This is a genomic window from Achromobacter sp. SLBN-14 (assembly GCF_006715415.1).
Classification (GTDB): Bacteria; Pseudomonadota; Gammaproteobacteria; order Burkholderiales; family Burkholderiaceae_B; genus Achromobacter; species Achromobacter mucicolens.
Genome location: NZ_VFNE01000001.1, coordinates 4,809,387 through 4,834,959 on the forward strand (window position 1 = coordinate 4,809,387; position 25,573 = coordinate 4,834,959).

Here is a 25,573-nt window from a genome sequence, read left to right on the forward strand (position 1 = left end):
GCGCGGCGACTGCTCAGCAGCTCTCGTGTCCCAGCAGTTGCTTGAGCGCCGGCAGGTCCAGGATGCGGACTTCGCGCTGGTTGATCTTGATGAGACCGTCGCGCGCAAAACGCGAGAACAGCCGGCTCACCGTTTCCAGCGTCAGGCCCAGGTAGTTGCCGATTTCTTCGCGGCTCATGCGCAGCACGAACTCGGTCGAGGAATAGCCCAGCGAGGCATAACGCTGCGACAGGTTCAGGAGGAAAGCGGCCAGGCGCTGTTCCGAACGCATGGAGCCCAGCGACGCGAGCATCTGGTGCGAACGCGTGATTTCGCGGCTCATGAGGCGGCGGAACTGCTGCTGCAGCGAGGGCAGGTGCGAGGCCACGCGATCGACTTCGTTCAGGCGGATGACGCAGACCTCGGAGTCTTCGAGCGCCACGGCGGCCGACACGTGCTTGCCGTCCAGCATGCCGTCCATGCCGACGATCTCGCCGGGCAGGTGAAAGCCGGTGATCTGGATCTGGCCGGTGGCGTCTTCAAGTTGCGTCTTGAGGCTGCCGAAGCGCACGCCGTACACGGCGTCCAGCGGATGATCCAGCGAGTAGAGCGTCTTGCCTTTTTCGACGCGGACGCGTTCTTTCACCAGCTCGTCCAGCTTTTCGACTTCAGCGGCTGCCATGCCCACGGGGACGCAGACATGGCCCAGCATGCACGTGGAACAGTGGGCGGCATCAGGGGCAATGGGGACCCGTTTTTGCATACGATGACCTTTAGAGTGCCCATTGCGCGGCGGGCGCCGGAACGGGTGTGAAGCACGAGACAGGCGTCTATTGTAGTCCGTTGTTACTACGGACGTCTTACGAGGGGCCCTTCCGGTCGTCCGGCGTTGTCCGGGAAACACGGTGGACGATCCAGTCGTCCCCGGCGACATCGACCGCCGTGGCTCGCCACGCGGGATCGATCGGGTAGTACTCGCAGTGCAGCAATAGGGGTTCGCCGGGGCCTTCAAGGCGGGCGCAGACCGTCCTGCGCACGAAGCAGCAAGGCTTGCCGGGCTCGTATTCCTCGATCTCGTCCATCAGGGCGAGCAGCGCCGGGCCCACCCGGAAGACGTCGCCGCGGACCCGCCGGCCGTCGTCCACGGGGATGAGTCCGGGCCAGTCGCCAAAATCGACCAGCATGCCGGGCACGCTGGCGGCGCCGACATGGCTGGCCGGGGGCAGGCCGCGCCGTGCGGCGGCCCGGGCGAGGTCGTTGATTTCGCCTGCCCGTAGGGTTCCGTACACAAAAACGTATATGCTCATCGCTAGGTTTGCTGCTGCACGTCGAAAACGACCATGAAGGGCGCCGGGTGTTGAAATTGTCTCATCCGGCCACATATTCAGGTTATCGAGCCAGCCGGCACGTATCGGTCAGGCTCCCCACAAGCCAATACGACCATTATGCGATTCGACAAACTTACGACCAAGTTCCAACAAGCGCTCGCCGACGCGCAAAGTCTGGCCGCCCGCAACGATCATCCCTATATCGAACCCGTTCACGTGCTGTCCGCCCTGTTGTCGGATCCCGACAGCGGCGCCGGCAGCCTGCTGGCGCGGGCGGGCGTTGCGGTAAACCGTCTGGGCCCCGCCCTGGAGACGGCGCTCAAGTCGCTGCCGCAAGTGCAGGGCGATGACAACGTCCAGGTGGGCCGCGACCTGCAAGGCGTGCTGACGCGCACCGACAAGGAAGCCGCCCGCCGCGGCGACACCTACATCGCCAGCGAACTGTTCCTGCTTGCGCTGGCCGACGACAAGGGTGAGGCCGGCCGCATCCTGCGCGAGGCGGGCCTGCAGAAAAAGGCCCTGGAAGCCGCGATCGACGCCGTGCGCGGCGGCGAGAACGTCTCCGGCGCGGAAGGCGAGGCCAACCGCGAAGCCCTGTCCAAGTACACGCTTGACCTGACCGAGCGCGCCCGCCAGGGCAAGCTCGACCCGGTCATCGGCCGCGACGACGAAATCCGCCGCACCATCCAGATCCTGCAGCGCCGCACCAAGAACAACCCCGTGCTGATCGGCGAACCCGGCGTCGGCAAGACCGCCATCGTCGAAGGACTGGCGCAGCGCATCGTCAACGACGAGGTGCCCGAGACCCTGCGCGGCAAGCGCGTGTTGTCGCTGGACCTGGCGGCGCTGCTGGCGGGCGCCAAGTTCCGCGGCGAGTTCGAAGAACGCCTGAAGGCCGTGCTGAAAGAGCTGGGCCAGGACGACGGCCGCAACATCGTCTTCATCGACGAGCTGCACACCATGGTGGGCGCGGGCAAGGCCGAAGGCGCGATGGACGCGGGCAACATGCTCAAGCCGGCGCTGGCGCGCGGCGAGCTGCACTGCATTGGCGCGACCACGCTCGACGAATACCGCAAGTACATCGAAAAGGATGCGGCGCTGGAGCGGCGCTTCCAGAAGGTGCTGGTCGACGAGCCCGACGTGGAGTCCACCATCGCCATCCTGCGCGGTCTGCAGGAACGCTATGAAATCCACCACGGCGTCGAGATCACCGACCCCGCGATCGTGGCGGCGGCCGAGCTATCGCATCGTTACATCACCGACCGCTTCCTGCCCGACAAGGCCATCGACCTGATCGACGAGGCCGGCGCGCGCATCCGCATGGAAATCGACTCCAAGCCGGAAGTGATGGACAAGCTGGACCGCCGCATCATCCAGCTCAAGATCGAGCGCGAGGCCGTCAAGAAGGAGACGGACGACGCGTCCAAGCGCCGCCTGGGCGTCATCGAGGACGAGCTGCAAAAGCTGCAGCGCGAATACAACGACTTCGAGGAGATCTGGAAGGCCGAGAAGGCCGCCGTGCAGGGCACGCAGGCCATCAAGGAAGAGATCGACAACGTCCGCGCCGAGATGGCGGAATTGCAGCGCAAGGGCCAGTTCGACAAGCTGGCCGAGCTGCAGTACGGCAAGTTGCCGGACCTTGAGGCGCGCCTGAAGGCCGCCGAAGTGGGCGCCGCCGAGGCCGCTGAAAACGCGGAAGGCGACGAAACCCGTCCGCGCCTCTTGCGCACCCGCGTCGGCGCCGAGGAAATCGCCGAAGTCGTCTCGCGCGCCACCGGCATTCCGGTGTCCAAGATGATGCAGGGCGAACGCGAAAAGCTGCTGCACATGGAAGAATTCCTGCACAAGCGCGTGGTGGGCCAGGACGAGGCCGTGCGCCTGGTGTCCGATGCCATCCGCCGCTCTCGTGCCGGGCTGGCCGATCCGGCGCGTCCGTATGGGTCGTTCCTCTTCCTGGGGCCGACCGGCGTCGGCAAGACCGAACTGACCCGTGCGCTGGCCGAGTTCCTGTTCGACTCCGAAGAGCACATGATCCGCATCGACATGAGCGAGTTCATGGAGAAGCATTCGGTGGCGCGGCTGATCGGCGCGCCGCCGGGATACGTGGGTTACGAAGAGGGCGGCTACCTGACCGAGGCCGTGCGGCGCAAGCCCTATAGCGTGGTGCTGCTGGACGAAGTCGAAAAGGCGCATCCGGACGTGTTCAACGTGCTGCTGCAAGTGCTGGACGACGGCCGCCTGACCGATGGCCAGGGCCGCACCGTGGACTTTCGCAACACCGTCATCGTGATGACGTCCAACCTGGGTTCGCAGCATATCCAGACGCTGGCCGGCCAACCGTACGACGTGGTCAAGGAAGTGGTGTGGGATGAGCTGAAGCAGACGCTGCGGCCGGAGTTCCTGAACCGCATCGACGAAGTGGTGGTGTTCCATGGCCTGGAAGCGCAGCACATCGAGTCCATTGCCCGCATCCAGCTTCGCCGCCTCGGCGAACGCCTGGAAAAGCAGGAAATGCGGCTGGAAGTGACCGAACCGGCGCTGGCGGAACTGGCCCGCTCCGGCTTCGATCCGGTGTTTGGCGCGCGCCCCTTGAAGCGCGCGATCCAGCAGCAGATCGAAAACCCGGTGGCGCGCCTGATCCTGGAAGGCAGGTTCGGCCCGCGCGACGTGGTGCCGGTCGACTGGCAGGACGGCAAGTTCGTCTTCACCCGCACCTTGCAGTAAGCCTGCTGCACCAACAAAAATGCCCGGCGCGAGCCGGGCATTTTTTTGCCTGCGCTGCGCCGCCGAAATCGGCGGCGCAGGGGGGGCGATCAGATCAGTTTTCGACGGTCACGAACACCGGGTTCGAATAGAACCACAGGTCGTTGTAGTTGCGTGCGTTGATCGCGTTAAAGCGCGCCGCGTTGTCGGCCAGGTCGATCTTGGCGTCCGGCAGCGGTTCGCCCGCAGCGGTTTCGCCGGCCACGTCCACGCCAAGGTTGGTGCCGCGCAGGCGCAGGTACTGGCTCTTGTCGGCGGTGATCGTGGTGGTGATGACGTTGTAGCCTTCGTCGTCCACCTTCCAGTCCGCCTTGGTGAAGCGGGCCAGCACGCGCGTCGTGGGATTGGTGTCGGCGTCGTATTCCGGCGTGCCTGCCTGGGCGCGTTCGGTCACGTCGCCCACGATGAGGTCCACGTGATGCACGGTGGGCTTCACGTAGGTCGGGTTGCCGCTTTCGATCGGGTACTCGTAGTTGTTGCTGTCGGGGCTGCGAAAGCGGATGGTGACTTCCACTTTTTCACCCTTGGCCGCCTTCAGCTCGCCGCCCATGTGCGCGGCGCCGGCCAAGCCCTTGGCCTGGAAGTCCAGCGCGTCGATCAGGTCGCCGAAGACGCCGAACATGCGGCCGCTCTTCAGGCCGGCCACCACCGCCGCCATGTCGTCACCGTCTTTCCAGACGTGCGTCTTGCTGTATTCGCCGGGCGCGTAGCCGCTGCTGTACAGGCCCGAGGCCGTGCGGAAGTGATAGTCCGAATCCGCCACGTTCCAGATGCGCCGGCCTTCGCCCAGCAGCGCGTCCCACGTGCCGCCCAGGTGCGCGACCAGGTAGTCCGTGCCGCCATAGGTGCGGTTGGGCAGGAAGGGCGTGGTGTACGCGGTGGCGTAACCGCCGCGGTCCGGTTCCATCTGGTTGCCGACCATGCCTTCGATGGCGAAGAAGACGGTGGGCGCCAGGTCGTTCATCTCGCGCAGTTGGGCGATGGTGTACTTGCCCGCGTAACGCGAGGGATGGTTCAGCAGCATGTAGCTGTCGGGGTGCTTGTCGCGCAACCACTTCAGCGCGGCCAGCGCGTCGGCGTGCGTGGTGTAGGCGCGCGTCTGGCCGGACAGGCGCGAGACCAGCAGCGGGTCGAACTTGTTCGGATCGCGGTTGGTGAACAGGTATTCGAACTCGGCAACCGCCTCCAGCGACTTGGCCGACTGCGGATCGTTGTAGCCAATGCCGATGTTGACGTGGTCGTGCGTGGGCATGTCCCATTCGAACGACGAGAAGATGATCTTGCCGGCGTAGCGCCCCGCGGCCTGCGCCTGCTTGATGAAGGGCACCTCGTACTGCGCCATGCCTTGCGAAAACGGGATCGAGCCGCCCGGCAGGTTCACGCCCGTATGGTCGCGCGCGGACAGACGCAGGTGATTCGAGATCGCGGCCCAATCCAGCTTGTAGCGGTCGAACGCCTGGTCCAGCGCGCTTTCCAGGCTGACCTGGGCGTCGTCCGACTGGAACGTATGCACGTGCAGGTCGCCCGTGGACCACGCGCCCGTCTCGACCGGCTTGGGCTGCTCGGCGGGCGGCGTGGGATCGGTCACGACGGGGGGCGCCGGTTCGGGGGTGACTTCGTCATCGTCATCGCTGCCGCCGCAAGCGCTCAACAGGGTCACGCAAGCCAGCGACAAAGGCATGAGGGCTCGCCGCAGGCGGGATACTTCGAACTGCATCTACAACACTCCAACGTCAGGCGGCGTGCAACACGCACTGCCGCGAAGCGCGCCACTATGCGGGCGGGGAATGACGTGGGAATGACAGCGGCGGGCGCGGACGCGGATCTGGTGCGCTGTCCGGGCCGGCCTATTTCTTGCCGGCTTTGGCTTCGGCCAAGGCCTGGGTGATGATGGCGTTGGCGGTCCAGCGCACGACGTCGGTGACGCCGGGCAGGTCGAGCTTCCAGATGTCCTTGAGCACCAGGAACACCTCGGTGCCGTACACCAGCGACAGCGCCTGCGCGACGCGCTCCTGTTGTGCCGGCGTCAGGTCGGCGGCAAGCGGGGCGATGGCGCGCTTCAGGATGTCGACCCGATGGCCGCGCACCAACCGGGGCTCGGCGTCGGCCTTGCCGGCGCTGGCTTGCGCGTGCTGTTGCAGCGACACCAGGATGGCGGCGCGCAAGGGCGCTTCGTGGGCCTCCAGCCGCGGATAGGCGAATCGCAGCAGCTCGTCGACACGGGCCGCGGCGTCGGGCGCGTCGGAATTCCAGGCGAGGATGGGACCCAGGCTTTCGTCCACCACGGCCGCGATCAGCGCGCTCTGGCTGGGGAAATAGCGGTAGGCGGTGGCGCGCGATACGCGGGCGTGCTCGGCCAGTTCGGCGACGGACGGCGTGACGCCTTGCGCCATCAGCTGCTGGGCGGCCTCGAGCAGCGTCTTGCGCATCCGGGCGCGCGGCCCGTGGGGCGGTTCGCCGCTGGCCGCCGCCTGCGGGCTGGCGGGAGCGATCAGCTTGGCGCCGCCTGCGGACGCTTGCCCCTTGCGGGCAGGGGAGTCGGATTGACGTGAGACAGGTGTCTCAGTATGATTCTTTCGTCTCATTTCTGGATTCTACAGGCCTTTGGCCTCACATATCGAGGCGCGCACGGAGTGTAGCCGCCCGCGGAGGAGTCATGACGCATACCAAGCAGCGGGTGTTTGTGGCCGCGACCTACGACACCAAGGGCCACGAGGCCGAATACGTGGTGGATCTGCTCCGGCGCGAAGGCCTGGACGTGGTGTCGGTGGACGTCTCGACCTCGGGCGCGCCCAGCGCCGCCGAGGTCTCGGCGCAGGAGGTTGCGCGCAGCCATCCGGAGGGCGCGGGTGCGGTCTTCACCGGCGACCGGGGTTCGGCCATCGCGGCGATGGCGCTGGCGTTCGAGCGTTATGCCGCCGGCAATGCCGAGATCGGCGCGCTGCTGGGCCTGGGCGGATCCGGCGGCACCGCGCTCATCACGCCCGCGATGCGCGCGCTGCCCATTGGCACGCCCAAGGTGATGGTGTCCACGATGGCCTCCGGCAATGTCGCGCCCTATGTGGGACCGTCCGACATCGCGATGATGTATTCCGTGACCGACGTGGCGGGCCTGAACCGCATCTCGCGCCGCGTGCTGGCCAATGCGGCCGGGGCGATTGGCGGCGCGTTCCGCCAGTCGGCGAATGCGGCCGCCGACGACGGCCGGCCGGCCGTGGGTATCACCATGTTCGGCGTCACCACCGCCTGCGTGCAACAGGTCACGCCGCTGCTGGAATCGCAGTTCGACTGCCTGGTGTTTCATGCCACGGGCACGGGCGGCCAGTCGATGGAAAAGCTGCTGGACAGCCGGCTGCTGGCGGGCGTGCTGGACCTGACTACCACCGAAGTCTGCGACCTGCTGTTCGGCGGCGTGCTGGCGTGCACGCAAGACCGCTTCGGCGCCGTCGCGCGCACGGGCGCGCCGTATGTCGGCTCTTGCGGCGCGCTGGACATGGTCAACTTTGGCGCGATGGACACCGTGCCCGAGCGCTACCGCGGCCGGCTGTTCTACCCGCATAACCCGCAGGTCACGCTGATGCGCACGACCGCCGAGGAAAACACCCGGCAGGGCGAATGGATTGCCGACCGGCTGAACCGCTGCGATGGGCCGGTGCGTTTCCTGATCCCCGAGGGCGGCGTGTCCGCGCTGGACGCGCCGGGCCAGGCGTTCTGGGACCCCGAGGCCGATGCCGCGTTGTTTGCCGCGCTGGAAGCCAACTTGCGGCAGACGGCAGACCGCCGGCTGATCCGCGTGCCTTGCCACATCAACGATCCGCTGTTCGCGAAAACGGCGGTCGACCATTTTCTTGAAATTGCCGCACATTGAGGATTGCCGCCATGCCGCGTTTTGACCGTCACGAACTGCTGGACAAGTTTCGCGCCATGGTGCGCGCCCGCACGCCCATTGTGGGCGGGGGCGCGGGCACCGGGCTGTCGGCCAAGTGCGAGGAAGCGGGCGGCATCGACCTTATCGTGATCTACAACTCGGGCCGCTACCGCATGGCCGGCCGCGGCTCGCTCGCGGGCTTGTTGGCCTACGGCAACGCCAACGAGATCGTCGTGGACATGGGCCGTGAAGTGCTGCCGGTGGTCAAGAAGACGCCGGTTCTGGCCGGCGTGAACGGCACCGACCCCTTCTGCGATTTCGATGTCTTCCTGGACGACCTGAAGCGCCAGGGCTTTGCCGGCGTGCAGAACTTTCCCACCGTCGGCCTCATCGACGGCAACTTCCGCGCCAATCTTGAAGAGACGGGCATGGGGTACGCGCTGGAAGTGGACATGATCCGCCTGGCGCACCAGAAGGGAATGCTGACGACGCCGTATGTCTTTAACGAGGACGACGCCGTGGCCATGGCCCGCGCGGGCGCGGACATCATCGTGGCGCACATGGGCTTGACCACCGGCGGGTCCATCGGCGCCGAGACTGCCCTGACTCTGGACGATTGCGTGGGCGCCATCGACCGTATCGCCGAGGCCGCGCTGGCCGTGCGCCCGGATATCATCGTGCTTTGCCATGGCGGTCCGATTGCAATGCCCGAGGATGCGGCGTACGTGCTGCGCGCCTGCAAGCATTGCCACGGCTTCTACGGCGCCAGCTCGATGGAGCGTCTGCCGACCGAACAGGCCCTGACGGCCGCCACGCGTGAATTCAAGAACCTGACCTTCTGATCCGCATTGCCGCAGTTTCCCCCTCATTCGACGCGCATCGCGTCCGCCGGAGCCCGTATGCCGCACACCGTACACATCACCGCCATCGTCAACGCGCCGCTGGACAGGGTCTGGCCGTTGTTCCGCGACTTCAATGGTCTGGGGGGCTGGCATCCCGGCGTGGCGCAAAGCCGCCTGGAAGAGGGCGGCCGCCACGACGCCGTGGGCTCGGTGCGGCACCTGACGCTCAAGCCGTCCGGCTTCGTGCGCGAACAGCTGCTGATGCTGGACGATCCCAATACCGCACTGCGGTACTCGATCATCGAAACCGACCTGCCCATGCGCGACTACGTCGCGGGCATATCGCTGCATCCCGTCACCGAGGGGGGCGGCACGCTAGTGCAGTGGTGGGCAGACTTCCGCGTGGAAGGCGCGCGGCTCAGCGATGTGGCCGAGGCCGTGGGACAGAACGTGTTCGCGGCGGGATTGGCTGCGCTGGAGGAAAAGCTGCGCGGGAAGTGAGGGTGTCAGACACCCATTGGCTCGATTAGTGCTTCTGCCGCCCCGCGGATAGTCGGCGGCAGCCTGGAGGTAGCTGAGCCGTTCGCAGGTAGTCGTGGATGGCCGCGATCAATGCCTGTGCCGCCGGGCTGAGCGGGTAGTCCTTGTTGCGGATGATGCACAGCGTGCGCACCACGGTCGGGCGCGCCAGCAGTGCATAGGCCAGGCCCGGCTCCATCACGCGCTGCGCAGCCAGTGCCGGCAGCAGCGCCACCCCCATTCCCGCTTTGACCAGCGCCGCCTGCGACGTGGTGCTGGACGCTTCATAGAACGGCGCCGCGGCCTCGATCGGCAGGTCCGCGCGGGCGCGCAGCAGCGCCATGATCCCTGTTTCATCCACCACGCCCACCAGCTTGCGGCCGGCCAGATCGGACCAGCGCATCGCGCCGTCGCGGCCCGGGCGCAGGCTGGCGTCGTCCTGCCGGTAGAGCACGCCAAAGCGGTCCTCCAGCAAGGCGTCGAACAGCAGGCCGGGGGCGTCGGCCCAGCGGCTGGTCAGGCCAAAATCGACCTCGCGCGCGGCCACCTTGCGCTGGATGCGGCCGGAGTTGTCGTCGCTGAGATACACGCGCACCGCCGGATACTGCGCGGCGAACACGGCGGCCGCCGGTGCGATGAGTTGCGTGATGGCGGACGGCGCCGCCGCCACGCCCACCCGCCCGCGTTCCAGCGCGCCAAAGCGCACCACGTCCTCGATCACGCCGTCAAAATCGGCCAGCAGCCGCATGACGCGCGGCAGGAATTCCTCGCCGGCCGGGGTCAGCAGCACGCGCCGGCTGGTGCGCGCGAAGAGTTGCGTGCCAAGCGCGTCCTCAAGCTGGCGCACCAGGCTGGTGACGGACGACTGGGTCTGGAACAGGCGTTTGGCGGCGTGCGTGAAACTGGATTCCTGCGCCACCGCGACGAACGCGGTCAGGTGCTTCAAGGTGACGTGCTTGGGTAGACGATGCATTTCAAAACGCGATAGATGGATCAATAAAAACAATTTTTCCAGATTGATCGCGCCGACGATACTAGGGCCTTCATCAAGGCAGGAACACCATGCAGGGCACTCTGGATCTGATCATCGAAGGCGGCTGGCTCATCGACGGGCTGGGCGGTCCGCGCCAGCGCGCCGACGTGGGCGTGGCGGGTGAGCGCATCGCGGCCATCGGCGACCTGTCGGCAGTCAAGGCCGCCCGGCGCTTGGACGCTGCCGGCAAGATCGTGGCGCCCGGCTTCATCGACGTGCATGGTCATGACGATCTGATGTTCGTGGAAAAGCCGGACCTTGCCTGGAAAACCAGCCAGGGCGTCACGTCGGTGGTGGTGGGCAACTGTGGGGTAAGCGGCGCGCCCGCACCGCTGCCCGGCAATACCGCGGCCGCGCTGGCGCTGCTGGGCGAGACGCCGTTATTCGCCAGCATGCAGGCCTACTTCGACGAATTGCGCGAGCGCCAGCCGGTGATCAATGTGGCCGCGCTGGTGGGGCACGCGAATCTGCGCCTTGCCGCGATGCGCGACCCGGCGGCGCAACCGACCCCCGCCGAACAGGAATCCATGCAGCGCATGCTGGCCGACGCGCTGGACGCCGGCGCGGTGGGCTTCAGCACCGGCCTGGCCTATCAGCCAGGGGGCGTGGCGCAACCGCCCGAACTGGAAGGCCTGGCCCGCTTGGCGGCGGCACGGGGCGCGATGCACACCAGCCATATCCGAAACGAGGGCGATGCGGTCGAGGCCGCCGTGGACGAGGTGCTGAGCATCGGCCGCAACACCGGCTGCGCCACCGTGCTGTCGCATCACAAATGCATGATGCCGCGCAATTGGGGCAAAAGCGCCGCCACGCTTGCCAACATCGACCGCGCCCGCGCCGAAGGCGTGGACGTGGCGCTGGACATCTACCCGTATCCCGGCAGCTCGACCATCCTGATCCCCGAGCGCGCCGACACCATCGACGACATCCGCATCACGTGGTCGACCCCGCATCCCGAGTGCAACGGCGAATATCTGAGCGATATCGCGGCGCGCTGGGGGTGCGACAAGACGACGGCGGCCAAACGCTTGTGCCCGGCGGGCGCGATCTATTTCGCAATGGACGAGAACGAAGTGCGCCGCATCTTCCAGCATGAGTGCTGCATGGTGGGCTCCGACGGCCTGCCGAACGACGCGCATCCGCATCCCCGGCTGTGGGGCAGCTTCACGCGCGTCTTGGGCAGGTATGTGCGCGAGGCCCGGCTGGTGACGCTGGAGGCGGCCGTGGCCAAGATGACCGCATTGCCCGCCCGCGTTTTCGGCCTGACGGACCGCGGCCGGATCGCCGTGGGCGCGTGGGCCGACATCGTGGTGTTCGATGCCGAGACGGTGATCGACCGCGCCACGTGGGAGGCGCCGACGCTGGCATCCGATGGCGTGGCGCACGTGCTGGTCAATGGCGTACCGGTATATCCAGCTGCGGCAAACATGCCGCGGCCCGGCCGCATCCTTCGCCGCGATCCGGCCGCGGCGCAACCCCTTTCATAACAACAGCCGTTCCAGGAGATCCACCATCATGTTCCGCAAGACTTGCGCCGCCCTGGCGCTGGCCGCCGCGCTGCCGGCCGCCCACGCTGCCTTTCCCGATCGTCCGATCACCCTGATCGTGCCGTTCCCGGCCGGCGGCCCCACGGATATCGTCGGCCGCGTGGCCGCCGCCAAGGCGGGCGAGATCCTGGGCCAGCAGATCGTGGTCGAAAACCGCACCGGCGCGTCCGGCACCATCGGCATGACGGCCACGGCGCGCGCCAAGCCGGACGGCTACACCGTGGGGCTGGCCACCGTCAGCACGCACGGCACGGCGCCCCACCTGTTTCCCAACCTGGCCTATGACCCGGTCAAGGACTTCACGCCCATCAGCAACCTGGTGACCAGCCCCAACATCCTCAGCGTGAATCCGAATTTTCCGGCCAAGACGCTGGCCGAATTCGTGACTCACGTGCGCGCCAATCCCGGCAAGGACGGCTACGCCAATGCGGGGGCGGGCGGCGTGAACGACCTGGGCATGATCTGGTTCCTGCAGATCATCGGCGGCAAGATGAACAGCATTTCGTACCGCGGTTCGGCGCCTGCGCTGACCGACACGGTGGGCGGCGTGGTGCCGGTGATCTTCGACAATTTCCCGTCGTCGCTGCCCTACGTCAAGAGCAATCACCTAAAGGCGCTGGCGATCACCGGCACGGCGCGCAACCCGCGCCTGCCGGACGTGCCGACCTTTGCCGAGCAAGGCTACAAGGATTACGACGTGACGGCGTGGTACGGCGTGGTGGGTCCGGCCAACATGCCGGCCGACGTGCGCGACAAGCTGGCCGATGCCTTTGCCCGTGCGGTGCGCGACCCGGCGACCGCCGCAAAGATGGAAGAGACGGGCGCGTTTCCGTTGGGCAACACGCCGGCGCAGTTTGGCGAGCAGATCAGCACCGAACGCGATCGCTGGAAGACGGTGATCGACCGCGCGCAGATCAAGCTGCAGTAACCGGGCCGGGCAATCCGGCGCGCGTTCAGTACACGTCGCGCCGGTAGCCTCCTGCATGCTGCAGCGCCTGCAGGCGGTCCTCGCCCAGGATCTCGCGCAGCGCGGCATCCACGCCGCCCGCCATGCCTTGCAGGCTGCCGCAGACGTACACGGCGGCCCCTGCGTCCACCCAGTCGCGCAGGGCGCCAGCCTGTTCGCGCAGGCAATGCTGCACGTAGCGGCGTTCAGCCTGGTCGCGCGAAAACACCCAATCCACGCGCGCCAACGTGCCGTCTTGCCGCCACGCGTCGATTTCGTCGCCGCAGAACCGGTCGTGGGCGGCATTGCGCTCGCCAAAAACCAGCCAATTGCGAAGGTGGCCGGCCGCGCGGCGCGCCTTGATGAGCGCGCGCAGGCCGGCCAGGCCCGTGCCATTGCCAATCAGGATCAGCGGACGGCCGTCCTCGGGCGGATGGAAATTGCGGTTGGCGCGCACGCGCAGCGCGATGTCGTCGCCGGGCTGCGCAATGTGCGTGAGCCAACCGCTGCCCAGCCCCAGCGCGCCGTCCGCGCCGCGCATCTGGCGCACGAGCAGTTCGATGGCGCCGTCTGCGGGCAATGAAGCGATGGAGTATTCGCGATGCGCCTGCAGTTCGCCGCCGGGTTCGCGCCGGGGGCCGATCTCGGCGATGTCGCCCGCCTGCCATGCCGCGGGGCTGCCGGCAGGCGGCGTCAGCGTCAGCAGGTAGCAGGGGCCGCCCTGGCTATCGGGATTGAGCAACGTCCGGCCGGCCAGGCGCCAGGTGTCGTATGCCGGCGCTTCCCAGTCGGGCAGGTCGCTGCGGCCCGCCAGCAAGCCCAGGTGATGCTGCCAATGACGCAGCGCGGCGGCGTCGTCGTTGTCCACCTCGACCAGGTCGAAGAGCGGCGCCGCGCCCTGCGCGTGAAGCCAGTCGTCCAGACGGTGGCCAAAGCCGCAGAAATGCGCGTATTCACTGTCGCCCAGCGCCAGCACGGCGTAGTGCGCGCCCGCCAGCGCGGCGCCTGGCGGCGTTGCTTGCATCATGCCGGCAAAGGCCGCCGCCGCGTCGGGCGGATCGCCTTCGCCGTAGGTGCTGACGACGAACAGCATGCGCCGGTACGCCGCCAGCCGTGCAATATCCAATTGGTCCAGCGAGGCGACGCGCACGGTCAGGCCGCCGGCGCGCAGCGATTCCGCGGTCTGCGTGGCCAGGGACTCGGCATAGCCGGTCTGGCTGGCATAGGCGACCAGCAGGGCGTCTTCGGGCGCGGGGGCGCCAAGGGCCTGCAGCGCCAGCGCATGTTGCGCGTCTTGGCGGCGGGCGCGCCGCCAGGCCCACAGGCACAGCAGTAGCCAAGCCAGCACCACGCACGCCGCTGCAATCAACCGGGTATGAAGCATCAGCATTCAGGGCGCAAGGGCCAGTGCTTCGAACTGCGGCGTGGCCACGACGCGCCAGGCGTCTTCCCCGCGCAGAATGAAAAGCGCTGCGAGACCATGGCGGCGCGCGTAGGCCAGCCCGTCGGTGTCGCCCAGCACCGTCAGCACGGTGGCCAGCGCGTCGGCCTGCATGCAGACAGGATGCAGCACCGTCACGGACGCCACCGCATTGCGCACCGGCCGGCCGGTGCGCGGGTCGATCGTATGGGCGTAGCGCGCATCGCCGTCGCCCGCGTGGCGCCGGTAGTCGCCGGATGTGGCGATGCTGCAGTTCTCCAGCGGCAAGGCCAGCGCATGGTCGTCGCTGGCGTCGGGCACCTCGATGGCCACGCGCCACGGCTGTCCGTCGGGGCGTTTGCCGCGCGCGCGCAATTCGCCGCCGACTTCGACCAGGTAATCGGTGATGCCCAGGGCATCGAGCGCCATCGCGGCGCGGTCCACGCCGAACCCTTTGGCGATGGACGACAGGTCCAGATACACGCCGCCGGGCTGCCACGCCGCGCGGCGGTCATCGTCCAGCTGCACACGTTGCCAGCCGCAGCGCTCGCGCGCCGCCTGGATGGCGGCGGGCGAGGGCGGTTCGAAGGCGCGCTGGTGCGGACCGAAGCCCCACGCATTGACCAGCGGTCCCACGGTGGGGTCGTAGGCACCGCCGCTGTCTTGGGCCAGCATCAGCGCATGGCGCAGCACATGGAAGAATTCGGCCGGCAGCGTCTGCCAGCCGGGCGCGGCGCGGTTGTAGCGGCTGATGTCGGCGTCCGCCTCCCATGTGCTCATCTGCGCGACCACGTGATCCAGCGCAGCCTGGATCGCGCCCCGCGCCGCGTCGTCGGCCACGCCCGCGGGCAACGCCATGCGCGCGGACCACGTGGTGCCCATGGTGGCGCCGGCCAATGCGGCCGGCCGCCCGGGCATCGCGCCATAGGCGATGCGAACGGCGGGCGCCGCGGCACCGCGCGGCGCATAGGAAGGGGCATTGGCCACGCGCGCCGCTGCCTTACGGTTGCAGCACTTCGACGGTGCCCGCGTACGACAGGCGGCGCTTCTTGGCCTGCGGCACGGTGACCTTGGCGTCTTCCATGCCGGCTTCGATCCAGTACAGGCCGGGCTGCGGCCACTTGACCGAGAACTTGCCGTCCTTGCCGGTCTTGACCGCGATCTCGCCGACCTTGTCGCGATAGCGGCTGCCGCCGGGCACGACGGTCACGTCCAGGTCCGCGGCGGGCTGGCCGTCCAGCAGCATCTGGAACGTGGCGGCTTCGTCCGTGAAGAGGTCGTTCGGGTGCGTCACCGGCGCCAGCTCCAGGCCGCGGCCCACGGGCTTGACTGCCGACGGCTTACCCGCGGTCACGAAGGTTTCGACGCGGCCCAGGCTTTGCGACACTTCAAGCTCATCGGCCTTGGCCGGGACGGCCTGCGCCAGTCCGTCGGCCTTGCCGAAATAGCGCTTGTTCTTGCCGTCTTCCTTCCAGCGTGCGAACACGCCGTCGTTGACCACGGCCACGCGGTAGGTGCCGGCCTGCTTGAGCTGCAGATCGAAGGTGCTACGCAGCTTGCCGCGGTTGATGTTTTCGGCTTCGGCGGCATTGCCGTCCGGCGCGGTCACGGTCAGGCCGTCCAGGCGCAGCGGCGCGTGATTGAAGTAGAACTTGTCGTTGCCGACCGCGGCGTCCACGGTGATCCAGCTATCGGTACCCGACAGCACGGTGGAGGACGGCACGATCCAGACGTCATGCGCGTGGGCGGCAAAGGGCAGGCACAGCGCCAGCGCGGCGGCCAGTTTGGCGGCGGTTTTCATCGTTGCGTTCCTTTAGGACGGGGTCAGGGTTTGAGGTCGAGCGCGATGGCGCCCAGTTCGTGTTCGCCGCGCGCGGCCAGTTGCTCGGCCTTTTGCGGCGGCCACTGGAAGGGGATGCGCACCAGTTCGCGGCCGCCCACTTCGCGCGCGGCTTCGACCACCACGGCGTACTGTCCCGGCTTTAGCTGCGCCAGGGGCTTGCTGGCCGCATCAAAGGACAGCGCGTGCTTGCCCACGGGCTTGGTCGCGCCGCTGACACCGTCCACCGGGAACTGCTGGTTGCGGCCGCTGCGGCGCCACCACTGGCGCATGTCCTTGAGCCATTCGGTGCCTTCGTTGTTTTTCTTGGCCACGTCGTACCAGACCGCCAGGTCGGCCGCCACGCTCTGGTCGGGGTTCTCGATCCAGATCGCCACGTAAGGGCGGTGGTATTCGGCCACGTCCAGACGCGGCACCTCGATGGACAGGCCGATGTCTGCCGCGTGGGCCGTTCGGGCGATCAGGCCGGCGAGCAGCGCCGGCAACAGCAACTTGCGCATGGAAATCTCCAGGGCGTATCGATGGAATCAATGGATGAAAAGCAGCGCCAGCACCAGCGGAATCACGAGACCCAGGCCCACCATCGGCCAGGTCGCGCTGCGGTTGCCGGCGTGCATCTTGAGCAGCACCAGCCCGGTGAGCGAAAACACCAGACAGGCGACGGCAAAGATGTCCAGGAACCAGCTCCAGGCAAAGCCCGTGTTGCGGCCCTTGTGCAGGTCGTTCAGGTACGAGATCCAGCCGCGGTCGGTGCGCTCGTATTCCACGTCGCCGCTCGCGCGGTCGATGGACAGCCAGGCATCGCCGCCCGCGCGGGGCAGCGACAGATAGACCTCGCCGGCGGACCATTCGGCGGGCCTGCCGGCCGTCGAGGCGTCCAGCGCGTCGTCCAGCCAGGCGGCGACGGCGGCGGGCAGGGGCGCCTTCTTTTGCGTGGGCGTGGCGGCAAGCTGCTGGAGCTCGGTGTCGGGCAGGCGGACCTCGCGGCTGGTCACCACGGCCTTCGATTCGATGTGCGACGCGTTGTTCAGGGTCAGCCCCGTCACGGCGAAGAGCAGCATCGCCACCATGCAGAGCGCAGCGCTGATCCAGTGCCACTGATGCAGGGTCTTGAGCCAGTAGGCGCGGCGTCGGGGAGCGGGTTGGGTGTCCATGGAATATCAGGCCGGAAGCGGGCGGATTCTAGCATTTAATGAGAATTACTCTTAAAAAAGCCCGGCCTTTGCGCACGCGAAAATTTCAATCGATTTCGGCCGGAAACGGCTGCGGCGCCGAGTCTGAACAACAGCTGAATGCGGGCCGCCGGGTGCGCGCGCTGCCCGGCGGGGCTAAGATAGGCCACCCTTTGCAAACACCGGAGGTCGTCATGCTGCAACAGCAAGTCGTGGATCAAATCGGTCGTCATTGGGGGTGGGTGGCGCTTCGCGGCGTCGTCGCCATCCTGTTCGGGTTCATGGCCATGTTCATGCCGGCCATCACCTTGTCGGCGCTGGTGCTGGTGTGGGGCGCCTTCGCGCTGGTGGACGGCGTGCTGGCGTTGATTGCCGGGTTCCGCATCCGGGATAACGGCAAGCCGTTGTGGGCGCTGATCGTCGTGGGCCTGCTGGGCGTGGCGGCCGGCATCGTCACCTTTCTGTGGCCGGGCCTTACCGCGCTGATCCTGCTCTACATCATCGCCATCTGGGCGATCGTGGCGGGCGTGTTCCAGATCATCGCGGCCGTGCGCTTTCGCAAAGCCATCCGCAACGAATGGCTGCTGGGCCTGTCCGGGCTGGTTTCGGTGATCTTCGGCGCCATGCTGATCATGCAGCCGGGCGCCGGCGCGCTGGCGCTGGTGTGGGTCATCGGCATCTACGCCGTGTTTTTCGGCATACTGCTGCTGGTCTTTTCCCTGCGCCTCAAACAACACGGCAACGCCTGAGCTCCATGTCCGCTTATCAAACGCTAGTTCCCCTGAATTTCCTGGCCGTGGGCCTGGGCGCCATGTTGGGCGCGTGGGCCCGCTGGCTGATGGGCCTGTGGCTCAATGCCGGCTCCTGGCCGTGGGGCACGATGGCGGTGAATCTTGCGGGCGGCTACCTGGTGGGCGTGGCGCTGGCGCTGGTGGCCGGGCACCCGGAATGGCCGGCCTGGGTGCGGCTGGGGGCCATCACGGGTTTCATGGGCGGACTGACCACGTTCTCGACCTTTTCGGCGGAAACCGTGGCGATGCTGGAACGCGGGGCGTACGTCAGCGCGCTGAGCTACGCCGGATTCAGCCTGGCCGGGTCGCTGGCGCTGACGGCGGCGGGCCTGGCCACGGTCAGCCTGCTGCGCTAGCCGGCACCACCTGCGGCGGTCAGGCGCCGTCCGGGGGCGTGGCGGCGGGCGCGGGCAGCCACGTGGGCTGGCCGGGCATGTCGTGCGCCTGCATGTCCATGCGGTATTCGTAGCGGTCCGGCCGATAGCGGGCATGCAACCATTCCACCGGCCGGCCGGACGCATCGCGCACCACGCGATGCAGGCTGAGCAAAGCCGACCCCACCGGCACGTCCAAAAGCTCGGCAACGCCGGGCTCGGCCAGCACGGCCGAAATCGATTGCTCGGCCCGCGCCACGTGCACGCCCAGATCGCGGAAGATGGCGAGCAGGGGTTTGTCGCCCAGGTCCTTGCGGCGGATGCGCCGGCCGATGTCGTCCGGCACGAACGTGGTCAGGTACGAGAACGGCTGTCCTTCGTGGCTGCGCACGCGCACGGCGCGCTGCACAAGCGCGCCCGGCGGCAGTTCCAGGCGCGCGGCCACCAGCGGCGTGGCCGGCGCGGTGTCCAGTTCCAAAAGGCGCACCTGGGTGTGCATGCCCATGCGGGCCAGGTGCGCCATCAGCGCGTCGATGCCCGCGCCGTGCTGCGGCGCCCCGAACGTGGCGGGCGCGACGGCAAAGGTGCCGCGCCCCTGGCGCCGCTCGATCAGGCCATCGGAGGCCAGCGCGTCAAGGGAGCGCCGGATCGTCAGGCGCGACACGCCGTATTCGGCGGCCAGCGCGTTTTCGCCCGGCATGGCGCTGTCCGTGGCGAATCCGCCCGCTTCCAGCCGTTGCTTCAGCAGCAGATAGACCTTGTGATAAAGCGGCAGCGGGCTGGCGGGCACGATGGGAGCTCCTGGTTGGGGTTCAGTCGACGGTCGCGCCGGTGAACTTGACGATCTCGGCGTAGCGCGCGATGTCCTGGCGCACGAACTCGTCCAGTTCCTGCGGGCTGCTGCTCACGGCGGTGGCGGCCTCGCCCTCAAGCAGCTTGCGGAACGATGGCGTATCGACGGCCTTGCGCGCGGCCGCGTTCAGCGCCGCCAGCTTGCCGGCCGGGAGCTTCGCGGGACCGAAGAGCGCGAACCACGCGTTCGATTCGAAACCCGTGATGGTATCGCCGATGGGCGGCACGCCGGGAAACTGCGGCAGCGGCTTCGGGCTGGATACCCCCAGCGCGCGCAATGCACCGCTCTTCATGTGCGGCAGCGCATTGAGCGAACTGGCGAACATCATGTCCACCTGCCCGCCCAAGAGGTCGGTGATGGCGGGCGCCGTGCCCTTGTACGGCACGTTCAGGATGTCCAGGCCCGCCATCATCTTCATGCGCTCGCCAGCCATGTGCAGAGAGGATCCGATCGCGCCCAGCGCCATCGTGTACTTGCCGGGGCTGGCCTTCACCAGCGTGACGAACTCCGGCATGGTGCGCGCCGGGAAGTCCTTGCGCACGACCAGCACGCTGGGCACGTTGGCCAGCATGCTGATGGGCGTGAAATCGGCCACGGGGTCGAAGGGCAGGTTCCGGTAGAGCGTCGCGTTGATGGAGAAGCTGGTGAACGTGACCAGCAAGGTGTTCCCGTCGGGATTGCTCTTGGCCACGTAGTCCGCGGCAATGTTGCCGCCCGCGCCCGGTTTGTTCTCGACCACCACGGGGCGTTTCAGGTCCAGTGCCATGTGCTGCGCAATGCTGCGCGCCACGGTGTCGGTGGTGCCCCCCGGCGGCGCGCCCACCACCAGCCTGATGGCGTCGTTTTGGGCAAGGGCGGGGGCCAGCGGCATGGCGCATGCGGCCAATAGCGCGCAACCCGCGGCGATTCGATGCAGTCCCGGCATGAGTTGTCTCCTGATATGTTGTATTGAGGACAATACAAGTATAGGAAGACTGCACGGGGCGCGCCAGCGCGTTTGCCCTACCTGCGGTCATTGCACGGGCGCGTTGCCCGTTCCTGGCGCCTTTGCGTATTCCATGATGGCAATGTCCCGGAAAGCCTGGATCAGCGCCAGGCGCGGCGACACGCGCGACCAGATCAGGCCAAAGCGGCGCGGCTCGCAGTGCTCCGGCAGCGGCAAGGCCAAGAGGCCCAGCCGTTCGATCGTGCCATTGGTCGATTGGGGCAGGATCGCCACACCAAGATCCCGGCTCACCATGACCGCGATCGATTCAATCGCGTTCAATTCGAACCGGTCGCGCGGCGTGATGCCGACGCGGCGCAGGTAGTCGTCGACATGGCGTCCGCTCCAGTCGCTGCGCTGATAGCGGATGAACGGCTGCGCGGTCAGCAGGCTGTGCGGGTGCCGGCCCGCATGGCGCGGGGCGGCCGCCAGCACATAGGGTTCTTCGCGCAGCAACTGCCAGCCCAGGCTCTTGGACAGGGGGTAGGGCGCCTCCAGCGCGATGGCGGCGTCCAGCTCGCCGCTTTCGATGGCCGGATAGAAGCGGGCGGAATGCCCGGGCTGGATCTCCACGCTGATGAGCGGATGGCGTCCGACCAGGTGTTCCAGAATGGCCGGCACCATCGAGTTCAGCGCCGTGTTGCCGGCGCCCAGCCGAAGCTCGCCCATCATCTCGCCGGACCGTGCCAGGTACCGGATCTTTTCGATGCGTTCCAGGACCTCGCGCATCGGTCCGATCAGCTCGATCGCCTTGGCCGTCAGGTGCACGGTGCGCCCGGCGCGCGCGACCAGCGGCACCCCCAGTTCCTGTTCCAGTTTGCGCACCTGCTGCGCCACGGCGCCGTGCGTCAAGCCAAGGCGGCGCGCGGCCTCGGCCATGGAGCCGTGCTGGGCGACGGCGGATAGCGTGTGCAGGAAGTCGGTATTCATGATGATAGGAATTCTATCTTTTTATCGTATGCCCGCTTTCCCCTGGCAAGCGCCCGCGCGATCACAATGCGCCCAGGAGACCACAATGAGAAGCAAGCTTTTTGTGCCGGCGTCGCGCCCGGAACTATTCGACAAAGCCTTGGCTAGCGAAGCGGATGCGCTGTCTTTCGATCTGGAAGACGCCGTCGCGCCCTCGCGCAAGCCCGCGGCGCGCCAAGCGCTGGCCGACTGGCTGGCCTCGCCGGCTTTCCAGGCAGCGCAGTCGGAACATCCCAAGAAAATTATCGTCCGCGTCAACGCGGCGGACACGTCGTATTTCCCCGAAGACGTGGATGCACTGGGCGGCTTGCCGATCGACATGGTGAATCTGCCCAAGGTCGAGTCCGCCGATGCGCTCCGCGAGGCCGCGGCGCGCGCCGCGCAGGCCGGCTTCGAGGGCGAATTGCTGGTCACCGTGGAAACGCCGCAGGCGCTGGCGCGCGCGGCCGAGCTGGCATCGGCGCATCCGCGCGTCGCCGGCCTGCAACTGGGGCTGGCCGATCTGTTCGAACCGCTGGGCATCGACCGCTACCAGCCTGAAACGCTGCGCGCGGTGATGCTGGCGTTGCGCCTTGGCGCCGGCTGCGCGGGCAAGTACGCCATGGACGCCGCCTACGCCCGGGTGCGCGACGGCGAAGGCTTTCGCGCTGAAGCGCAGCTGGCGCGATCCCTCGGTTTCCTGGGCAAATCCTGCGTGCATCCCAGCCAGGTCGCCATCGCCAACGAGGTATTCGGGTTCAGCGCCGAAGAGATCGGCGCGGCCGAACGGATCGTCGCCGCGAGCGAGGCCCAGGCGGGCGTGGGCGCCTTTCTGCTTGACGGCAAGATGATCGATGCGCCTTTCGTGCGCCGCGCCCGCGACGTATTGCTGGCGGCCGGGCGGGCCGCCTGAACCGGTCTGCGCGACGCGCGGCCGAGCCATTTATCGGATGAATTGCATGATGGAATTTGAAACCCCGGGTCAACTGCCGCTGGCCGGCGTCAAGGTCCTGGATCTGAGCGCCTACATCGCGGGCCCCTACGGTTGCGCGCTGCTGGGCGACATGGGCGCGGACGTCATCAAGGTCGAGCCGCCCGAAGGCGACAACCTGCGCAAATACCCGTCGACGCTGCCGGCCGAGAGCCGCGCGTTTCTGGGCATCAACCGCAACAAGCGCGGCCTGTGCCTGAACCTGAAGGACCCGGCTGGCTACGAGGTGCTGGTCCGGCTGGTGCGCGAGGCCGACGTGCTGGTCCACAACTTCCGGCCGGGCGTTCCGGAACGTCTGCGCATCGACTTCGCGACGCTGGCCGCCATCAACCCGCGCCTGATCTACTGCGCGATGACGGGCTATGGCGCGGCCGGTCCGATGGCGCGCCACGCCGGCTACGACCAGGTGCTGCAGTCCATGACGGGGATGTGCGCGGCGCAAGCCAAGCCCGACGGCCCGCCCGAAGTGCTGTACGGATCGGTGGTCGACTACTACGGCGCCGCGCTGATCTCCAACAGTGTGTCCGCCGCGCTCTATCAGCGCGAGAAAACCGGGCGGGGACAGGCCATCGAAGTGTCGCTGCTGGGCAGCGCGCTGGCGATGCAGTCGGCTCGTCTGGTGTGGGCCGAGGGCGAACCGCGCCACATCGAACGCGACATGCGCTCGGGCGGGATCACGGGCATCCATCCCACGCGCGAAGGCCATCTCTACATCTCGGCCAATACGCCGCATTTCTGGCGCGCGCTGTGCGGCCACCTGGACCTGCCCGATCTGGCCGACCACCCCGATTACGACACGGTGAAAAAGCGCGCCGCGCAGGCGGCGGTGCTGGTGCCGCTGGTGCGCCAGGCCTTGGCGCGGGCCTCGGCCCGCGAGTGGGCTGAGCGCTTCGGCCAGAGCGTGCCGTGCGCGGAGGTCCGGCCCGTTGAAGACATGTTCGACCACCCGCAGGTGGAGGCGATGGGATTCATGCGCCCCTATCGCAGCGAGCAGGCGGGCAACTATCTCGGGCTGGCGCAATGGGCGCACTTCGGCGGCGCCGTGCAGGATGGCGCGCAAGCAGCCGCCCATGAAGCCGGACAAGATGCCGCCGGACGCGCCGCGCCGGCGTTGGGCGAGCACAGCCGCACAATTCTGTCCGCCCTGGGATACACAGCGGACGAAATCGACCACTTGCTGCACGCCTCCGTGGTGCAATAAGCCGTAACAAACAAAGACAGGCATCGTCCGGCGAAAAGGGCGAGGAGACACAAATCATGAATGCAGCGCAACGATATCTGCGCCGTCCGGATGGATCGAACTGGGGCGATTTTGGCAGCGAAGACCAGCTGGGCACGCTGAACCATCTGGACAGCCAGGCGCGCCTGGCCGCCGTCGCCGAGATCCGCACGGGCATGTCGTTTTCGCTGAGCCTGCCGCTGACCGTGCCGCGCGCGCCGGTGCTCAATCCGCGCCGCAAGGGGCCGGTGATCTTGCCGGCCGAGAAAAACGGCGTGCCGGTCTACCGCTATCCGCTGGACCGTGACGTGCCGGGCGCCACCGACGTCATCAGCGATGACCGCGTCACGCTGTCGCCGCAATATTCCACGCAATGGGACGCGCTGGGCCACGTGGGTTCCATGTATGACGCGCACGGCACGGGCCAGCCGCAGCCCACCGGCTACAACGGCTTCGCGGTCAGCGAGCCCGCCGCCGAAGGCTTCACCGGCACGCGCGACCTGTCGATTGCGCCGATGGCGCGCCACGGCATCCAGGGGCGCGGCGTCATGGTGGACCTGCGCGCGCATTTTGGCGATGCGCAGCGCAAGGTATCCCACCGCGAACTGATGGACGTGATGCGCGCCGATGGCGTCGAGGTCCGGCCCGGCGATGTGCTGTGCCTGCATACCGGCCTGGCCGACCTGGCGTTGACGCTGGGCGATGACGAGCAGGAGCGGCTGAAGACGAGCTGCTGCGTTCTGGACGGCGCGGATGCGGACCTGCTGGCGTGGATCAAGGACAGCCGCATCGCGGCCATTGCCGCCGACAACCACGCGGTCGAGCTGCGCAACCATCACCTGGACGCGGGCAAGGGGGCGCTGCTGCCCCTGCACGAACAATGTCTTTTCAAGCTGGGCCTGCCCTTGGGCGAGCTCTGGCACCTGACCCCGCTGGCGCAATGGTTGCGCCAGCACGGCCGGCATGCCTTCTTCCTGACCGCGGCGCCCATGTATGTGCCTGGTCTGGTGGGCGCGCCGGTCAACCCCATCGCGACCGTCTGACGACGGATCGCGCCACGACCCTTGAACGATTGAACATCCCCGCAGGGGAGATCCGAGGAGCACACATGAAGAAAACCCGTCGCACGGCCCTGGCCGCCATTCGCCCGCTGGCAGCCGCCATCGGCCTGGCCACCGCATTTGGCACCGCCAACGCCGCCGGTTATCCGGAGCAGCCCATCACCGTGGTGGTGCCGTATTCCGCTGGTGGCGGCGCGGACAACGCCGCGCGCATCATCGCGCAAGGCATGGGCGAAGTCGCCGGCCAGAGCGTGGTGATCGAGAACAAGGGCGGCGCCAGCGGTTCCATCGGCGCGGCGTTCGTGGCGCGGGCCAAACCCGACGGCTACACGGTGCTGTTCGACGCGTCGTCCTTCGCGATCAATCCGGTGCTGCGCAAGCTGCCCTACGATGCCAAGAAGGACTTCATCCCGGTCTCGCAGGCCATCAGCGTGCCCAACATCCTGGTGGCCGCGCCGGGCTCCAGCTTCAACAACCTGCAGGACTTCATTGATGCCGCGCGCGCCAAGCCCGGCCGTCTGACGTTTGCGTCCTATGGACCGGGCAGCCTTGCGCAGATGGCCGCCGAGCTGCTCAAGAAGGATGCGGGCCTGGATATGGTGCACGTGCCCTACAAGGGCGGCGCACCGGCCATCGTGGACGTCATGGGCGGCCAGGTCGACGTCTACTTCGCCAACGCCGCGTCCAGCCTGAACTACGTCAGCGGCGGCAAGTTGAAGGCGCTGGCGGTCTCGTCGGACAAGCGCATGCCCGAACTGCCCAATGTGGCAACGGTGGGCGAAGCCGGCATCAGGAACTTCAACGTGGTCGAGTGGAACGGCTTCTTCCTGCCGGCCGGCACCAGCCCGGAAGTGGTGGCCAAGCTGCAGGAACTCGTGCAAAAGGCGCTGACGCGTCCCGATACCCGCGAAAAGCTCGCCAAGCTGGGCCTGACGCCGGTCGGCAGCAGCGCCGCGGACTTCGCCAAGTTTGTCGACGCGGAACAGACCCGCTGGGCCGAGGTCGTGAAAACCAATAACATCCAGGTGAATTGATCCTCCGGGGGCGGGCGCGGCATCGTTTGCACGCGCCAGCCCCCGATCCGAATGGAGATT

At 67.5% G+C, this 25,573-nt stretch carries 25 protein-coding genes; 12 read left to right on the forward strand and 13 right to left on the reverse strand.

Annotated elements, in window-relative coordinates; all coding sequences use genetic code 11:
• Nucleotides 1–13: 13 nt before the first annotated feature.
• Both fnr and FBY20_RS22045 read right to left on the reverse strand, forming a co-directional pair.
• Nucleotides 14–742, reverse strand: a complete 729-nt coding sequence (fnr, locus tag FBY20_RS22040) for a fumarate/nitrate reduction transcriptional regulator Fnr (RefSeq protein ID WP_056324138.1) — start codon at nt 740–742, stop codon at nt 14–16.
• A 97-nt stretch (nt 743–839) separates the two neighbouring features.
• Complete coding sequence (locus FBY20_RS22045) at nt 840–1,286, reverse strand: gamma-glutamylcyclotransferase (RefSeq protein WP_142054598.1); 447 nt, start codon at nt 1,284–1,286, stop codon at nt 840–842.
• Nucleotides 1,287–1,424: 138 nt separating this feature from the next.
• On the opposite strand from FBY20_RS22045, the gene clpB reads away from it, so the two are divergent.
• Complete coding sequence (gene clpB / locus FBY20_RS22050; RefSeq protein ID WP_128828563.1) at nt 1,425–4,031, forward strand: ATP-dependent chaperone ClpB; 2,607 nt, start codon at nt 1,425–1,427, stop codon at nt 4,029–4,031.
• 94 nt (nt 4,032–4,125) lie between these two features.
• Here the strand turns inward: clpB and FBY20_RS22055 are convergent, their stop codons facing one another.
• Nucleotides 4,126–5,787, reverse strand: a complete 1,662-nt coding sequence (locus tag FBY20_RS22055) for an S-layer protein (RefSeq protein ID WP_142054600.1) — start codon at nt 5,785–5,787, stop codon at nt 4,126–4,128.
• Nucleotides 5,788–5,917: 130 nt separating this feature from the next.
• Nucleotides 5,918–6,565: a TetR/AcrR family transcriptional regulator gene (locus tag FBY20_RS22060; protein WP_062840786.1), complete on the reverse strand. Its 648-nt coding sequence runs from the start codon at nt 6,563–6,565 to the stop codon at nt 5,918–5,920.
• Between the two features lie 161 nt (nt 6,566–6,726).
• Here FBY20_RS22060 and FBY20_RS22065 point away from each other — a divergent pair, with 161 nt between their 5' ends.
• From FBY20_RS22065 to FBY20_RS22075, 3 genes are read left to right on the forward strand one after another with little or no spacing between them, the layout of a single operon-like run.
• The gene (locus FBY20_RS22065; RefSeq protein ID WP_142054602.1) at nt 6,727–7,938 is read left to right on the forward strand and encodes a Tm-1-like ATP-binding domain-containing protein; all 1,212 of its coding nucleotides are present in this window, start codon (nt 6,727–6,729) and stop codon (nt 7,936–7,938) included.
• Between the two features lie 11 nt (nt 7,939–7,949).
• The gene (locus FBY20_RS22070; protein WP_056324151.1) at nt 7,950–8,780 is read left to right on the forward strand and encodes a phosphoenolpyruvate hydrolase family protein; all 831 of its coding nucleotides are present in this window, start codon (nt 7,950–7,952) and stop codon (nt 8,778–8,780) included.
• A gap of 57 nt (nt 8,781–8,837) precedes the next feature.
• Nucleotides 8,838–9,281, forward strand: a complete 444-nt coding sequence (locus FBY20_RS22075; protein WP_142054604.1) for an SRPBCC family protein — start codon at nt 8,838–8,840, stop codon at nt 9,279–9,281.
• A 25-nt stretch (nt 9,282–9,306) separates the two neighbouring features.
• On the opposite strand, the gene FBY20_RS22080 is transcribed toward FBY20_RS22075, so the two are convergent.
• On the reverse strand, nt 9,307–10,272 hold the full coding sequence (locus tag FBY20_RS22080) for a LysR family transcriptional regulator (RefSeq protein WP_142054606.1): 966 nt from the start codon (nt 10,270–10,272) through the stop codon (nt 9,307–9,309).
• A gap of 89 nt (nt 10,273–10,361) precedes the next feature.
• Between FBY20_RS22080 and FBY20_RS22085 the strand changes: the two genes are divergently transcribed.
• Nucleotides 10,362–11,819, forward strand: coding sequence for an amidohydrolase family protein (locus tag FBY20_RS22085; protein WP_142054608.1), 1,458 nt, complete (start codon nt 10,362–10,364; stop codon nt 11,817–11,819).
• A gap of 28 nt (nt 11,820–11,847) precedes the next feature.
• Entirely contained in the window at nt 11,848–12,807 is a 960-nt protein-coding gene (locus FBY20_RS22090) for a tripartite tricarboxylate transporter substrate binding protein BugE (RefSeq protein ID WP_056324159.1), read from the forward strand.
• 25 nt (nt 12,808–12,832) lie between these two features.
• Here FBY20_RS22090 and FBY20_RS22095 read toward each other — a convergent pair whose 3' ends face one another.
• The 5 genes from FBY20_RS22095 to FBY20_RS22115 are packed head-to-tail and all read right to left on the reverse strand — an operon-like array spanning nt 12,833 to nt 17,239.
• A complete protein-coding gene (locus tag FBY20_RS22095) occupies nt 12,833–14,209 on the reverse strand; it encodes a sulfite reductase subunit alpha (protein WP_142054610.1) in 1,377 nt (458 codons plus the stop codon).
• A gap of 6 nt (nt 14,210–14,215) precedes the next feature.
• Nucleotides 14,216–15,232 carry an FAD:protein FMN transferase gene (locus FBY20_RS22100; protein ID WP_142054612.1) on the reverse strand — a complete coding sequence of 339 codons (1,017 nt, stop codon included), beginning with the start codon at nt 15,230–15,232 and terminating at the stop codon, nt 14,216–14,218.
• 13 nt (nt 15,233–15,245) lie between these two features.
• On the reverse strand, nt 15,246–16,046 hold the full coding sequence (locus FBY20_RS22105) for a DUF4198 domain-containing protein (protein ID WP_142054614.1): 801 nt from the start codon (nt 16,044–16,046) through the stop codon (nt 15,246–15,248).
• Nucleotides 16,047–16,069: 23 nt separating this feature from the next.
• Nucleotides 16,070–16,585, reverse strand: coding sequence for a DUF2271 domain-containing protein (locus FBY20_RS22110; RefSeq protein ID WP_056324163.1), 516 nt, complete (start codon nt 16,583–16,585; stop codon nt 16,070–16,072).
• 27 nt (nt 16,586–16,612) lie between these two features.
• Nucleotides 16,613–17,239: a PepSY-associated TM helix domain-containing protein gene (locus FBY20_RS22115; RefSeq protein ID WP_142054616.1), complete on the reverse strand. Its 627-nt coding sequence runs from the start codon at nt 17,237–17,239 to the stop codon at nt 16,613–16,615.
• Nucleotides 17,240–17,451: 212 nt separating this feature from the next.
• On the opposite strand from FBY20_RS22115, the gene FBY20_RS22120 reads away from it, so the two are divergent.
• Both FBY20_RS22120 and crcB read left to right on the forward strand, forming a co-directional pair.
• Complete coding sequence (locus tag FBY20_RS22120; protein ID WP_142054618.1) at nt 17,452–18,006, forward strand: HdeD family acid-resistance protein; 555 nt, start codon at nt 17,452–17,454, stop codon at nt 18,004–18,006.
• 5 nt (nt 18,007–18,011) lie between these two features.
• Nucleotides 18,012–18,404 (forward strand): fluoride efflux transporter CrcB, encoded by a 393-nt coding sequence (gene crcB, locus FBY20_RS22125; protein ID WP_056324169.1) that lies wholly within the window; start codon nt 18,012–18,014, stop codon nt 18,402–18,404.
• 19 nt (nt 18,405–18,423) lie between these two features.
• Here crcB and FBY20_RS22130 read toward each other — a convergent pair whose 3' ends face one another.
• The 3 genes from FBY20_RS22130 to FBY20_RS22140 form a co-directional block, all read right to left on the reverse strand.
• Nucleotides 18,424–19,212, reverse strand: coding sequence for a GntR family transcriptional regulator (locus tag FBY20_RS22130; protein WP_142054620.1), 789 nt, complete (start codon nt 19,210–19,212; stop codon nt 18,424–18,426).
• Between the two features lie 22 nt (nt 19,213–19,234).
• Nucleotides 19,235–20,200, reverse strand: a complete 966-nt coding sequence (locus FBY20_RS22135; RefSeq protein ID WP_142054622.1) for a tripartite tricarboxylate transporter substrate binding protein — start codon at nt 20,198–20,200, stop codon at nt 19,235–19,237.
• 87 nt (nt 20,201–20,287) lie between these two features.
• Nucleotides 20,288–21,190: a LysR family transcriptional regulator gene (locus FBY20_RS22140; protein ID WP_142054624.1), complete on the reverse strand. Its 903-nt coding sequence runs from the start codon at nt 21,188–21,190 to the stop codon at nt 20,288–20,290.
• Nucleotides 21,191–21,275: 85 nt separating this feature from the next.
• Here FBY20_RS22140 and FBY20_RS22145 point away from each other — a divergent pair, with 85 nt between their 5' ends.
• The 4 genes from FBY20_RS22145 to FBY20_RS22160 all read left to right on the forward strand — a co-directional run bounded on the left by FBY20_RS22145 (nt 21,276) and on the right by FBY20_RS22160 (nt 25,513).
• The gene (locus FBY20_RS22145; protein ID WP_142054626.1) at nt 21,276–22,121 is read left to right on the forward strand and encodes a CoA ester lyase; all 846 of its coding nucleotides are present in this window, start codon (nt 21,276–21,278) and stop codon (nt 22,119–22,121) included.
• Nucleotides 22,122–22,170: 49 nt separating this feature from the next.
• Nucleotides 22,171–23,400 carry a CaiB/BaiF CoA-transferase family protein gene (locus FBY20_RS22150; RefSeq protein ID WP_142056149.1) on the forward strand — a complete coding sequence of 410 codons (1,230 nt, stop codon included), beginning with the start codon at nt 22,171–22,173 and terminating at the stop codon, nt 23,398–23,400.
• Nucleotides 23,401–23,456: 56 nt separating this feature from the next.
• Complete coding sequence (locus FBY20_RS22155; protein WP_142054628.1) at nt 23,457–24,461, forward strand: cyclase family protein; 1,005 nt, start codon at nt 23,457–23,459, stop codon at nt 24,459–24,461.
• 65 nt (nt 24,462–24,526) lie between these two features.
• On the forward strand, nt 24,527–25,513 hold the full coding sequence (locus FBY20_RS22160) for a tripartite tricarboxylate transporter substrate binding protein (protein ID WP_142054630.1): 987 nt from the start codon (nt 24,527–24,529) through the stop codon (nt 25,511–25,513).
• Nucleotides 25,514–25,573 lie beyond the last annotated feature (60 nt).

What these genes read in the sequence shown, in the direction of transcription:
- FBY20_RS22120 (WP_142054618.1), top strand. Translation starts at nt 17,452, where the DNA reads ATGCTGCAACAGCAAGTCGTGGATCAAATCGGTCGTCATTGGGGGTGG.
- FBY20_RS22075 (WP_142054604.1), top strand. Translation starts at nt 8,838, where the DNA reads ATGCCGCACACCGTACACATCACCGCCATCGTCAACGCGCCGCTGGAC.
- FBY20_RS22115 (WP_142054616.1), bottom strand. Translation starts at nt 17,239, where the DNA reads ATGGACACCCAACCCGCTCCCCGACGCCGCGCCTACTGGCTCAAGACC.
- FBY20_RS22145 (WP_142054626.1), top strand. Translation starts at nt 21,276, where the DNA reads ATGAGAAGCAAGCTTTTTGTGCCGGCGTCGCGCCCGGAACTATTCGAC.
- FBY20_RS22155 (WP_142054628.1), top strand. Translation starts at nt 23,457, where the DNA reads ATGAATGCAGCGCAACGATATCTGCGCCGTCCGGATGGATCGAACTGG.
- FBY20_RS22095 (WP_142054610.1), bottom strand. Translation starts at nt 14,209, where the DNA reads ATGCTTCATACCCGGTTGATTGCAGCGGCGTGCGTGGTGCTGGCTTGG.
- FBY20_RS22090 (WP_056324159.1), top strand. Translation starts at nt 11,848, where the DNA reads ATGTTCCGCAAGACTTGCGCCGCCCTGGCGCTGGCCGCCGCGCTGCCG.
- FBY20_RS22080 (WP_142054606.1), bottom strand. Translation starts at nt 10,272, where the DNA reads ATGCATCGTCTACCCAAGCACGTCACCTTGAAGCACCTGACCGCGTTC.
- FBY20_RS22055 (WP_142054600.1), bottom strand. Translation starts at nt 5,787, where the DNA reads ATGCAGTTCGAAGTATCCCGCCTGCGGCGAGCCCTCATGCCTTTGTCG.
- FBY20_RS22135 (WP_142054622.1), bottom strand. Translation starts at nt 20,200, where the DNA reads ATGCCGGGACTGCATCGAATCGCCGCGGGTTGCGCGCTATTGGCCGCA.
- FBY20_RS22065 (WP_142054602.1), top strand. Translation starts at nt 6,727, where the DNA reads ATGACGCATACCAAGCAGCGGGTGTTTGTGGCCGCGACCTACGACACC.
- fnr (WP_056324138.1), bottom strand. Translation starts at nt 742, where the DNA reads ATGCAAAAACGGGTCCCCATTGCCCCTGATGCCGCCCACTGTTCCACG.
- FBY20_RS22085 (WP_142054608.1), top strand. Translation starts at nt 10,362, where the DNA reads ATGCAGGGCACTCTGGATCTGATCATCGAAGGCGGCTGGCTCATCGAC.
- FBY20_RS22045 (WP_142054598.1), bottom strand. Translation starts at nt 1,286, where the DNA reads ATGAGCATATACGTTTTTGTGTACGGAACCCTACGGGCAGGCGAAATC.
- FBY20_RS22070 (WP_056324151.1), top strand. Translation starts at nt 7,950, where the DNA reads ATGCCGCGTTTTGACCGTCACGAACTGCTGGACAAGTTTCGCGCCATG.
- FBY20_RS22160 (WP_142054630.1), top strand. Translation starts at nt 24,527, where the DNA reads ATGAAGAAAACCCGTCGCACGGCCCTGGCCGCCATTCGCCCGCTGGCA.
- FBY20_RS22140 (WP_142054624.1), bottom strand. Translation starts at nt 21,190, where the DNA reads ATGAATACCGACTTCCTGCACACGCTATCCGCCGTCGCCCAGCACGGC.
- FBY20_RS22150 (WP_142056149.1), top strand. Translation starts at nt 22,171, where the DNA reads ATGGAATTTGAAACCCCGGGTCAACTGCCGCTGGCCGGCGTCAAGGTC.
- FBY20_RS22110 (WP_056324163.1), bottom strand. Translation starts at nt 16,585, where the DNA reads ATGCGCAAGTTGCTGTTGCCGGCGCTGCTCGCCGGCCTGATCGCCCGA.
- clpB (WP_128828563.1), top strand. Translation starts at nt 1,425, where the DNA reads ATGCGATTCGACAAACTTACGACCAAGTTCCAACAAGCGCTCGCCGAC.
- FBY20_RS22105 (WP_142054614.1), bottom strand. Translation starts at nt 16,046, where the DNA reads ATGAAAACCGCCGCCAAACTGGCCGCCGCGCTGGCGCTGTGCCTGCCC.
- crcB (WP_056324169.1), top strand. Translation starts at nt 18,012, where the DNA reads ATGTCCGCTTATCAAACGCTAGTTCCCCTGAATTTCCTGGCCGTGGGC.